Below are 11,893 nucleotides of genomic sequence, written 5' to 3'. Positions count from 1 at the left end.
CGGTTGATTGATCGGCAACTATGCCCCATCTTGAAGACCATGGCTTAAGGATATGACTTGCGCCAGAAGCAGAGATGAAATGCCGGGCGGCGCTTGGCAGATGCGAGGGGTATGCCCGGCACGACGGCGTATGATGTTCTTTTCCGATAGATCGGCGTTCCGAACAAACCGGAGGCAGCATGGCTTTTTCCACTTTGAAGTCCGATCGTGAACGTGGGTTTCTCGACGGCCATTTCCTGATCGCCATGCCCGGCATGGCGGACGGCAATTTTACCCGCAGTGTCGTCTATGTCTGCGCCCATACGACGGCTGGCGCCATGGGCTTCATTATCAACCGCACCCAGCCGGTCAAATTCGCCGATATCCTGCTGCATCTCGACCTGATCGATCAGAACGATGCGATCATGCTGCCGGACCATGCCCGCAACTTCCCCATTCAATGCGGTGGCCCGGTGGAAACCGGTCGTGGCTTTGTGCTGCATTCCGACGATTACCTCAGCGACAGCAGCATTCCGGTCAGCGACGATATTTCCCTGACCGCGACGCTCGACATCGTCCGCGCCATTTCCGATGGGCGCGGCCCGGCGCGCGCCACCATGCTGCTTGGCTATGCCGGTTGGGGACCGGGGCAGTTGGAAGCGGAGATCGCCAACAATGGCTGGCTGAATTGCCCGGCCTCAGAAGACCTGATCTTCGATCCGGTCCTCGACAACAAATATGACCGGGCGCTCGCCCTGATCGGCATCAGCCCCGCCACCCTGTCGGCAGAGGCTGGCCACGCCTGATCAGGGCTGTTGAGGTTTTCGGCGCAACGGACGAAAGATGCGGGGCAGACTGAGCGAAGCGGGCAGGGTCATGACGATGACCCCTGCCACGACCAGGACGAGACCGGCGAGCACGGTCGGGCTATAGCGCTCTCCCAGAAAAATCGCCCCGATGCCAACCCCGATCGGCACCCGCAGATAGGCCTGGGATGTGGTGGCAACCGAGCCCAGCGTGTGGACAAGCCGGAAATAGATCACAAAAGCCAGCGCGGTGGAAAACACCGCGAGCGCCAGCAATGCTGCCAGCGAAGAGGCGGAGACGGCCAGCGTCCAGGGCTTGTCCACGACCAGACTGAGCGGAATGAGCATGGCCGCTCCGCACAACAACGAGCCGGCGGCGGGCATCATCGGGTCAAGTCCCTTAAAATTCCGTCCGAAAATCGCGGCCATCGCATAGCAGGCCGATGCCAGGATGACGGCGCATTGCGCGACGAGATCGGTTCCGGCGGAATGAAAGGCGTTGAAGCCGACGATCAGGCATGTGCCGGAAATCCCCAGCAGAACGCCAAGCAGCTTGCGCAGGCCGACATGTTCATGCCGGGTGAAAGTGACGGTGATCAGGAAGGTGAAGATCGGCGTCAGAGCATTGAGGATCACGGCAAGCCCGGCCTCGACATGCAGTTCCGCCCAGGCAATCAGGGTGAAGGGCAGGGCGCTGTTGAGGCAGGACTGGATGAAGAACCGCCGCCAGGTGGCGCTGTCGCGGGGCAGTGTCATGCCGCGCATCCGCAAAATGGCAAGCAACAACCCACCGGCCAGCAGGGTGCGGGCGGCAATCAGGGTGATCGGGGGAATGGTCTCCACCCCGATGCGGATGAAACTATAGGCAGCGCCCCACACGGTCGCCAAAGCCAAAAGCAGGGCAAGTTCTTTCAAAAGGACCGGTTTTTCCATGGACTATCACTTTCTATCGGGACGGTTTGATGCGCCTTGGTAGCCCATTTGCTGATGATAATGCTTCGGCCATAGCCGAAGTGTTGCATGATGACAGTCCGTCTTCAGCGGCCTATATTGAGGCCATGTCGAACATCGCATCTGGAAACATGCTGGCTGAAATTGCCGCCCTGATGGGCGATCCGGCCCGCGCCAATATGCTGATCGCCCTGATGGGCGGGCAGGCGTTGACTGCGGGTGAGCTGGCGCTGCATGGCGGCGTCAGCGCCCAGACCGCCAGCGGGCATCTGGCCAGGATGGTCGAGGGCCGTCTGCTGTCGGTCGAAAAACAGGGCCGCCACCGCTATTACCGTTTGGCTGGGCGCGTTGTTGCCGCGGCCATGGAAACGCTGATGTCGCTTGCCGCCGATGGGCCACGGCGCCTGCATCCGGTCGGCCCGAAGGACTTGGCGCTACGCTCGGCGCGCAGCTGCTACGATCACATCGCCGGTCGTCTTGGCGTGGCGCTGGCCGATGGCTTGCAGACCAAGGCCTATATCGAACTGGGGGAGGAGGCGGTGACGCTGACACCGCCCGGGCAGCAGTTTTTCTGCGATTTCGGCATCGACCTTTCTCCGGCTACACCACGCGGACGGCCGTTCTGCCGCACCTGCCTTGACTGGAGCGAGCGGCGCCCGCATCTGGCCGGACGGCTGGGCGCGGCCTTGCTGGATAGAATGCTGGACCTGGGCTGGGTGGCACGCCAGCCGCAGGGCAGGGCGCTGCGGATCACGCAGGCGGGACAGCAGGGCTTTCGGGCGCAATTCGGGGTTACGGAAGACTGGATGGCGTGAATGAAGACCAGGGCCAGACAGCCCTAGCCTGCGGCCTCGTCAAGCCCGCTTTGCCCGCTGTTGCTGGTCTTTCAAAAGACGCATGACCGCTTCCGGGCCGATCGGGGCGCCGTAGAGGAAGCTCTGGCCGTAATGGCAGCCCATTTGGGCCAGTTCGTCACCGTCATCCTCGCTGGCTATGCCTTCCGCCACGACATCCATGCCCATGTCCTTGGCCATTCCGATCACCGAGCGCAGCAGGATATTGCGCCGCTCGCTGGTATCGGTCACCAGTTCCCGGTCGAGTTTCAGCGTATCGAAGGGAAAGCGGGTCAGATAGGACAGCGAGGAATAGCCGGTGCCGAAATCGTCCAGAGCAAGACTGAGCCCGATATCCTTCAGCTTTTCCAGCACCAGCCGTGCCTGTTCGGGATTTTCGACCACGACGGATTCGGTCAGCTCCAGTTTCAGCCGGGCCGGATTGCAATTGATCCGCGACAGCAGGCTGCGGATATCGGTGTAGAGCGTGTTGTTGATCAACTGGGCGCTGGACAGGTTGACGGAGACGAAAATCGGCATTTCGCCCGTCTGTTTTTCCCATTCGACCAGATCCGTTGCCGCCCGCTCCAGCGCGAACATGCCAAGCGGCATGATCAGGTCGCAGCTTTCCGCCAGGGGTATGAATTCGGAAGGCGAGATCGTGCCGCGCTTGGGATGTTCCCAGCGCATCAGCGCTTCGAAACCGGCCAGTTCCTCGTCGTCCAGCCGCACGATCGGCTGATAAACCATGGTCAACTCGCCCCGCTCGACAGCGCGGGCAAGTTCGGTTTCCAATTGCAGCTTTTCCGAGACACTGCCCCGGAAGGCCGGGCGGAACGGCTCCACTTTGTTGCCGCCGCCGCGCTTGGCGCGGTACATGGCAAGCTCGGCATCCGATAGCAGCCCGGCAGCGCTTTCCTGCTGGTCCACCCAGGAGACCAGGCCGATGGAGGCGGTCAGGTTGATCTCGCGATTGGCGAAATTGATCGGCACCATGATCGCCTTGCTCATCGCATCGGCGAAATCGGCGACCTTGGCCGGATCGCGCTCCGAAATCAGGATCAGGCCGAACTGGTCACCCGACAGCCGGGCCAGCGTATCCTGCGGCTTCAACAGCCGCCGCAGCCGCCGGGTCAGCGCGATCAGAATATTGTCTCCGGCGGAAATCCCGAGCATGTCGTTGACCCGACCGAAATTGTCGATGTCGACGATCATCACCGTCGGGCGCACCGTATCGGCGGTGGCGGTCACGGTCAAAAACGTCTGCAAACGGTCCAGAAACACTTCCCGGTTCGGCAAGCCGGTGAGATTGTCGTTGATCGCATCCTGCAACAGCCGGTCGACGGTGTTTTTCTGTTCGGTGACATCGGCAATCGTGCCGATGCAGCGGATGATTTCGCCGTTGGCTCCCAATACCGGCCGGGCGCGGATATGCAGCCAGTGGAAATGCCCGTCATCGGCGCGGATGCGGAATTCGTGGTTCAGCCGCCCGCGCTTGTGCTCCAGAAGCACATCCAGCGTGGCACGAAACCGGTCGCGGTCATCGGGATGCAGGCTGGGGATCCAGTTGCGGGCAGCCCCGTGCAGCGCGCCGTGGCTCAGGCCGAGCCGGGTGGAAATATCGGGAATGGTCACCACCCGGTCGCGGGCCACATCCCAGTCCCAGACGATGTCGCCAGCCCCGGTCAGCGCCAGCGATTGCCGCTCCAGATCGGAAAACAGCCCCTGGTTATAGCCGCCGCCAGCAAAGGCGTGCTGCATGACGGTAAAGCCGATCAGCAGCACGATCAGCACCAGCGCGCCGCCATGGGCAGGCTGGATGATGTCGTTCGACAGCCGCCCCGTCACCGTCATCCAGCCGGCAATCAGCCAGACGATGATCAGCGTCCAGGTTGGCACCAGCAGGATGGCGCGGTCATAGCGGTTTAAGCCGAGATAGACGATCAGCGCGATGCCCGCGGTGGCCGTCAGCGCAAAGGACAGGCGGGCAATGCCAGCGGCAATCGACGGATCGTAGATTGCCACGCCAAACAGCAGCACCAGGCCCAAGATCCAGGCAAAGGTCGTGTAGCCCAGGTTCACATGCCAGCGATTGAGGTTGAGATAGGTAAAGAGAAAGATCACGAAGCCGGAGGCCAGGCCCACTTCGGCCCCGGCTCGCCAGATCTGCTCGCTATGGGTGGTGATACTGATCAGCTTGCCAAGAAAGCCGAAATCGACGCAGATATAGGCGAGAACCGCCCAGGCCAGCGAGGCGGCGGCGGGCAGCATGGATGTGCCGCGCACCACGAACAGAATGGTCAGGAACACCGCCAGCAGGCCGGAAATGCCCAGCACGATGCCGCGATAGAGCGTGAACGAGTTGATCGTATCCTTATAGGCATCCGGCTCCCACAGATAGATCTGCGGCAGGTTCGGCGTTGCCAGTTCGGCCACGAACGTCACCACCGCACCCGGATTGAGGGTGATGCGAAACACGTCGGCATCGTCGCTCGGCACCCGATCCAGCGAAAATCCTTCGCTGGGCGTAATGGAAATGATCCGTTGCGAGCCGAGATCCGGCCAGAACACCTTGGAATTGACGAGACGATAATGCGGCGCGACGATCACCCGCTCCAGCTGCTCGTCGGACACATTGGCGAGCGCAAACACCGCCCAATCTCCCTGGTGCTGCGCTGAGGTGGCGCGCACTTCGATGCGGCGGCGGATACCATCGGCGCCAGCGGCGGTGGAAACCTGAAACGCCTCGCCCTGATTGAGATGGATTTCCGTCGTGGCGGTCAGGTCGAGCGCGGTATCGTCGCGTGAAATCTTCACCGGTTCGGCGGCATGGCTGATGCCCGCTCCAAACCCCGTCAGCGCCAGGAGCACCACCAGGAAGCCAGCGGCAAGCCGCAACAGGCCTGGATTGGATAAGGCCTGTTTCTGCTCAAAAAACCGCTGGGAACTGGCCTCGGATGAGTATCTGAATATATTCATGAATAGAGTTTTTTGCCGGAAACGGCACCAGGTTCCGCCAGAAGCGAGTAGATCGCGTGATCTCTCCACTGTCCGTTGATGTTCAAATATCCGCGCAACAGACCTTCCCGTTCAAAACCGGCCCGCTCCAGCAGCCGGATGCTTTTGTCATTGTCAGGAATACAGGCGGCTTCGATACGATGCAACTCAAGTTCCTTGAAGATATATGGTTTTGCCAATTGAAGTGCGGCAAACATATGGCCTTGGCCGGCGAAACGTTCGCCCATCCAATATCCGATCATGCAGGCCTGCGAGACACCGCGCCGGATCAGGCCGATGGTCAGCCCGCCCATCAGCACAGCGTCGCTTTCGCGAAACAGAAAAAATGGCACGGCCAATCCACAGGCATATTCCTGGGCATTGCGCATGACACGTGATCGAAAGGCGCTTTCGGTCAGCTCGTCCGGACGCCAGAGCGGTTCCCAGGGCTGGAGAAAAGCCCGGCTTTCAGACCGTAGCCTATACCATTGATTATAATCGCCATTGCGCGGCAATCGCAGCAGTCGTGTCCCGTCACGCAGTTCAGGCCGTTCCGGCTGGCGGGACAGAAACCCGAACACAGATCGCGTCATTTGTCATCCCCCACCCAAGGCTGTGTTCGCCGCACCTTGCACCGTTACAGCATTTTGCACCGCGCAGTGCAAACGACAGAGAACGGAGAGGAGCCCCCACCTAAACAGGTTCAGTTCCCACTCCGTCGAATGCAGGAGGGACTGCGGGACCCTGCCGAAAGATATGGCTCAACCTCAAGGCCCCTCAAGCCCCCCAAAAGGCCAGCCCCCCAAAGGCCAAACCCAGGCCCAGATTGAGCGATGCCTCAGCCGCGTGCGGCCTGCAGCACCGTTTCGCGCGATCCCGACAGGGCCGAAAGGATTTCTTCCATTGGCGCCAACTGTTCGAGCGGGCCGATGGCTGACAATGTCGGCGGGCCGCCGTCGAAGAACAGCCGTCCGGCAAGGTCCGTCAGCCGGTCGACGGTAATGCTTTCCAGCCGTTCCATCAGTTCCGGATTGGAAATCGGCCGGCCATAGAGCATCATCTGCCGGGCGATCTGTCCGGCGCGTGCCGCAGGGCTTTCCTGACCCATCAGCAATTGCGCCCGGATCTGGGTGCGGGACCGGTCGATTTCCTGCTGCTCGATCCGTTCTGCCGATTTGCGCAGTTCGCTGATGATGACAGGCACCAGTTCGGGCAGGTTTTCGCCACCGGTCGCAGCATGAATGCCGAAAATGCCGGTATCGGAAAAGCCCCAGTGAAAGGCATAGACCGAATAACAGAGACCGCGAAACTCGCGTACTTCCTGAAACAGCCGCGAGGACATGCCGCCGCCGAGGATATTGGCCAGAATCTGCGAGGCGTAGAAATCGCGCGCATGATAGGCACGGCCTTCGAAACCGAGCAAAAGCTGGGTGTCCATCAGGTCACGGCTTTCGCGCACCTCGCCGCCTGTATAGCGGGCAGGGGTGATCAGCGGCGAGACGGCGGGCTTGGTGCGCAGCGTGCTGAAGCGGTCTTCCACCTGGCGCACGAAGCTTTCATGGTCGACGGCGCCAGCCGCCACCACGAACATCCGGTCAGTGGTATAGTTGCGGGCGAGATAGGCGCGAATCTGATCGCTGGTGAAGCCATCCACCGTTTGGGGCGTGCCGAGAATGCCGCGCCCGACCGTCTGGTCGCGAAAGGCGGTTTCGGCGAAACGGTCGAAGACAACGTCATCAGGCGTATCGAAGGCCGCGCCGATTTCCTGCAGGATCACATGCTTTTCACGGATCAACTCTTCGTCATCGAAGGCCGAATCAGTGAGAATGTCGGCGAGGATATCGACGGCCAGCGGCACGTCGTCCTTCAGCACCCGGGCGTAATAGGAGGTGGTCTCGGTCGATGTCGCGGCATTCAGCTCGCCGCCGACATTCTCGATTTCCTCGGCAATCTGGCGGGCGCTGCGCCGTTTGGTGCCCTTGAAAGCCATGTGTTCGAGAAGATGGGCAATGCCATGTTCCTCGGCGGTTTCATCGCGCGAACCGGATTTGACCCAGACGCCCAGCGCGACGCTTTCCAGATGCGGCATTTTTTCGGTAACGACCGTCAGCCCCGAAGGCAGGCGGGTGCACTCAACATTCATGGTCCATCTTTCCGCGTTTCTTAAGCACCAGCGCGCGAATGGGCGGAGATGAATGCCTCCACCACGTCGAGCTCGCCGGCAAGGACGTCGAAACGCTCCTCCCTATCCATCAGATCAGCAAGCCACGTCGGAAGCGCGGGGTCAATACCCGATGCCGATTTTACCGCCGCCGGAAATTTGGCGGGATGGGCGGTGGCCAGCGTCACCATCGGGCTTTGCGGCTTTTCGAATTTCGATGCGACCACCACGCCGCAAGCCGTATGGGGATCAAGCAGATAGCCGGTTTCAGCCAAAGTGGTGGCAATGGTCTTGGCCACTTCCTTTTCCGTGGCGCGTCCGGCCCGGAACAGTTTTCGGATGGTCTTCAGCGCCTCCGGCTTGATTTCGAAAGCGCCGGATTGCTTGAGGGACGCCATCTGCGAACGGATCTCGCCAGCATTGCGGTCGCTGGCTTCAAATAGCAGGCGCTCGAAATTCGAGGAGATCTGGATATCCATTGATGGCGAGCTGGTGGCCATCACGCCGCGCATCTCGTAGCGCCCGGTTTTCAGCGTGCGGGCCAGGATGTCGTTGTCATTGGTGGCAATCACCAGCTTGTCGATGGGCAGACCCATTTCGCGCGCCACATAGCCCGCGAAAATATCGCCGAAATTGCCTGTTGGCACTGTGAAGGATATCTTGCGGTCCGGTCCCCCCAGAGAAAGGGCGGCGGTAAAGTAATAGACAACCTGGGCCATGATCCGCGCCCAGTTGATCGAATTGACGCCGGATAGCTGCACCTTGTCGCGAAAAGCAACATGGTTGAACATGGCTTTGACCAGATCTTGACAATCGTCGAAATTGCCCTCGATGGCCACCGCCCGGACATTCCCGGCCTTGGATGTGGTCATCTGCCGCTGTTGCACGGGCGAAACCTTGCCCTTGGGAAACAGGATGAACATGTCGATATTATCAAGCCCGGCAAAGGCATCGATAGCCGCGCCGCCCGTGTCGCCCGAGGTGGCGCCGACAATGGTGGCGCGCTGTCCGCGCTCGCGCAGAACGTGATCCATCAGCCGGCCAAGCAATTGCATGGCGACATCTTTGAAGGCCAGCGTCGTGCCATGAAACAGTTCGAGAATATAGGAATTCGGCCCGGTCTGCACCAAAGGCGCGACAGCAGGATGGCGGAAGGTGGCATAGGCGTCATGGATCATCGCCTGAAGCGCCTCATCCTTGATTTCGCCGTCCACGAAGGGTTTCAGCACCGCAAACGCGACCTCTTGGTAGGTCTTGCCACGCAGCGCCCGGATGTCGCGCTTGCGCATTTTCGGCCATTCGCGGGGCAGATAAAGGCCACCGTCACGGGCGAGGCCTGCCAGAAGCGCATCGCAGAAATTGAGAGCGGGCGCCTCGCCGCGAGTGGAAATAAAGTCCATGCCAGTATCCTCGGTCTAAAGGTCACGCCCGGTCTAAAGTTTGATGGCCGCCACAATGATTCAGAGTCTTGCCGATGCCTTGTCGAAAATTGCAAAAGCACGCGCTAGCTGATCGATTTTTTGCCACGCCGCTGGTATAGACCATCGCCAACCGATAAGGAAAGGCTGATTACGGGAGATTTTCCTGTTTCCAGCCGCATCCTCCACGCGGTGAGACGAAGTCATGATGCAGAAGGTGTGACCCGGTGTTTCAATCTATAATGCGCGGCTCGTCCGCCCCATCTAAGGTTAATAATTTGGCTCTGGTTAATAAGTCAGCTCTGGTTATTGTTCCGGTCCTGGCCGTTTTTCTGGCCGGTTGCAATACCAGCGGCTCCGGGGCCAGCTCCAGTTCCGGCGCCAGTGGAGGCGGCCTGTTCAGCTCTAATGCCACGACATCTGTCTCCGGTGCTGCCACGGCTGGCGCCCCGGCGGCGGCGTCTGGCGCTGTGGTTCAGGCTGTCTGCCCGAAGGTCTCGCTGCGCGACGGTACCTCCTTCTACCGCACCTATGCCAAGTCGGGGTCCAAGGACCCGCAGGACGTGGTGTTCCAGGCCTCGCTTGCCGAAACCACCCGCGCCTGCACCCAGTCCGATACCACCCTGACCGTCAAGGTCCAGGTGGCAGGACGGTTGGTGGCGGGTCCGCAGGGCCATGCCGGATCGATCAGCATGCCGATCCGGGTTGCCGTCGTCGATGGCGATACAGTGGTGTCTTCGGAACTGGTGCCGTTTACCGCCAACCTCGCCAGTGCCGATCAGCCGTCCCAGTTCCTGTTTAGCCGCGATATCACCATGGCTGCCAATGCCACGGCGGCGACGCAGATCTTTGTCGGCTTCGATGAAGGTCCGGCCAAGACCACAGGCAAGCCATCCGGCAAAAAGCACAAATAAGCCCGTCAGGCACGACAGCGCCGCGTCACCTATGGTGCATGGCGCTGTCGCTCTTTCTGTGTGTTGAGCATTTCAGCAGACGTGCGAAGCGGTTTTGTGTTCGCAAATGCGTAAAAACAAGGACGCCGCACGCTCTTGATGGTTCCATGAATAGCGGCGCGGCAATGGTAGGTCCGGCATGAGGGTCACGGTCATTCGCAATCCTGTGGCGGGCGGTGCTCATACATGGCCTGCCACGGCCCGTGCCCTTGCGGAGATTTTTCCCGGCTATTCGCTGGTTGAAACTGTCAAGGGCATGACGGGTCCCCAGGTGCGCGCCGCTGTCACGCCGGAAACTGATCTGGTTCTGGTGGTGGGTGGCGATGGCACGGTTGGTCAGGCCGTGGATGGGCTGCTGACATCGCTTTATCCACAAACCGCCTTTGCGTTTCTGCCGGGTGGCACGGGCGCGGATTTTTCCCGCAATTTCGATTGGCCCGCGACCACCGAGCGCCAATTGCAGGCAATTGCCATGGCGACCCCGCGCCGCATCGATGTCGGGCTTTTGCAAAGCCGTGTGGGCGGTGGTGAGGCGCAGACCACGCATTTCATCAATGTCGCCAGTACTGGTGTCTCGGGCGAGATCGTCGCGGCGATCGAGGCAAGCCGTGGCCCCTCGCGGCTGCCGGCTTTTCTGCGCTACCGGCTGATGTCATTGGTGCGCATCGCCCGCTACAGGGGCGCGGTCCTGCGCATTTCGGTGGATGGAAGGTGCGTTTATGACGGCGCGGTTCTTGTGGCCGCCGTTACCAATGGCAGGTGGTTCGGTGCCGGTGTGCGCGCCGCGCCGCAGGCTTTGCTGGACGACGGCCAGCTCGATCTGGTCTTTGCGCGCCATTGCGGTGCCATTGGCAATCTGAAGATCTTTGCCGCTTTCGCTAATGGCAGTCAGGCGAATTCGTCCGCGATCAAGACCCATCGCGGCCAAGTGATCGACATCGAGCCGCATGGCAAGATCCCCATGGCCGAGGCCGATGGCGAAGTGATCAGGCCCGGCGCATTGCGCTTTAGCATTCTGCCGCAGGCGCTCACCGTCCGCCTCCCGCCCGCTGCAGTGCCTCGGTGAATGGGCGCTGACGCTTTCAAAAACCTGGAAACAAACTCTAGATCACATGCTCCCATTCGGCCATGGCGGCAATCACTGCTGGCAGGTCCATCATCCGGGCGATGACGGTTTCCGCTCCGGCTTCGGTCAGGCGGTCGGCATGGGAGGGGTAAGTGTGGGAGGCGCCGGTAAAGCCGACGACCCGCATGCCAGCGGCGCGGGCGGCATGGATGCCATGCACGCTGTCTTCCACCACCACGCAATTTTGCGGCTGGACGTTGAACTGGGCGGCGCCATGCAGATAGATATCGGGCTTCGGCTTGACCCGGTCAGCGCCCAGATCCTTGGCGGAATAGACATGCGGCGCGAAAAATTCCTTGAGGCCAACCTTGGTCAGCATCATGTCCAGCCGTTGCGACGACGAGTTCGAGCAGATGCAGCGTGGCCCCTGGAGACGGGACAGGGCGTAGGTGACGCCCTCCACCAGCTTGACCTCGCGGGCCAGCCGCTGGTCCAGCAGGGCTTCCGACTTGTCGATCAGGCTGGCCGAGAGCGGAATATCCACTTCCTTCTCGATGGTCATCAGGATGTTTTTCCAGGTCATGCCGGAAAATCGCTCGCCCATTTCCTCGACTGAAATCGGATAACCGGCCTCGGTCAGCAGCTTGGATTCCACCTTGGCGGCAATGATTTCGGAATCGACGAGCACGCCGTCACAATCAAAAAGGGTGAGGTCGAAGCCAGCCATGC

The 11,893-nt window shown here is 60.8% G+C and carries 10 protein-coding genes; 4 read left to right on the top strand and 6 right to left on the bottom strand.

The features are described 5' to 3' along the window. Positions 1–179: 179 nt before the first annotated feature. Positions 180–785, top strand: a complete 606-nt coding sequence (locus tag V6582_RS06295; RefSeq protein ID WP_015915184.1) for a YqgE/AlgH family protein — start codon at positions 180–182, stop codon at positions 783–785. Here V6582_RS06295 and V6582_RS06290 read toward each other — a convergent pair whose 3' ends face one another. Further along, positions 786–1,718, bottom strand: a complete 933-nt coding sequence (locus V6582_RS06290; RefSeq protein ID WP_156631684.1) for a DMT family transporter — start codon at positions 1,716–1,718, stop codon at positions 786–788. 149 nt (positions 1,719–1,867) lie between these two features. Between V6582_RS06290 and V6582_RS06285 the strand changes: the two genes are divergently transcribed. After that, a complete protein-coding gene (locus tag V6582_RS06285) occupies positions 1,868–2,551 on the top strand; it encodes an ArsR/SmtB family transcription factor (protein WP_156631711.1) in 684 nt (227 codons plus the stop codon). A gap of 39 nt (positions 2,552–2,590) precedes the next feature. Here V6582_RS06285 and V6582_RS06280 read toward each other — a convergent pair whose 3' ends face one another. From V6582_RS06280 to thrC, 4 genes are all read right to left on the bottom strand, one after another. Next, the gene (locus V6582_RS06280) at positions 2,591–5,548 is read right to left on the bottom strand and encodes an EAL domain-containing protein (RefSeq protein ID WP_156631683.1); all 2,958 of its coding nucleotides are present in this window, start codon (positions 5,546–5,548) and stop codon (positions 2,591–2,593) included. Next, positions 5,545–6,159, bottom strand: a complete 615-nt coding sequence (locus V6582_RS06275; protein WP_015915188.1) for a GNAT family N-acetyltransferase — start codon at positions 6,157–6,159, stop codon at positions 5,545–5,547. The genes V6582_RS06280 and V6582_RS06275 overlap by 4 nt, the downstream gene beginning before the upstream one ends. A 245-nt stretch (positions 6,160–6,404) precedes the next feature. Beyond that, positions 6,405–7,709 carry a M16 family metallopeptidase gene (locus V6582_RS06270; protein ID WP_156631682.1) on the bottom strand — a complete coding sequence of 435 codons (1,305 nt, stop codon included), beginning with the start codon at positions 7,707–7,709 and terminating at the stop codon, positions 6,405–6,407. Between the two features lie 20 nt (positions 7,710–7,729). After that, positions 7,730–9,127, bottom strand: a complete 1,398-nt coding sequence (gene thrC, locus V6582_RS06265; RefSeq protein WP_156631681.1) for a threonine synthase — start codon at positions 9,125–9,127, stop codon at positions 7,730–7,732. Between the two features lie 296 nt (positions 9,128–9,423). Between thrC and V6582_RS06260 the strand changes: the two genes are divergently transcribed. Then, the gene (locus V6582_RS06260) at positions 9,424–10,059 is read left to right on the top strand and encodes a hypothetical protein (protein WP_234889657.1); all 636 of its coding nucleotides are present in this window, start codon (positions 9,424–9,426) and stop codon (positions 10,057–10,059) included. A 178-nt stretch (positions 10,060–10,237) separates the two neighbouring features. Then, entirely contained in the window at positions 10,238–11,164 is a 927-nt protein-coding gene (locus V6582_RS06255) for a diacylglycerol/lipid kinase family protein (RefSeq protein ID WP_156631680.1), read from the top strand. A gap of 37 nt (positions 11,165–11,201) precedes the next feature. Here the strand turns inward: V6582_RS06255 and V6582_RS06250 are convergent, their stop codons facing one another. Next, positions 11,202–11,891 (bottom strand): HAD family hydrolase, encoded by a 690-nt coding sequence (locus V6582_RS06250; protein WP_156631679.1) that lies wholly within the window; start codon positions 11,889–11,891, stop codon positions 11,202–11,204. Positions 11,892–11,893 lie beyond the last annotated feature (2 nt).

Source organism: Agrobacterium vitis (assembly GCF_037039395.1).
Lineage (GTDB): Bacteria > Pseudomonadota > Alphaproteobacteria > Rhizobiales > Rhizobiaceae > Allorhizobium > Allorhizobium vitis_E.
The sequence above is the reverse complement of the archived record's forward strand: the minus strand, read 5'-3'. Positions and strand labels throughout refer to the sequence as shown.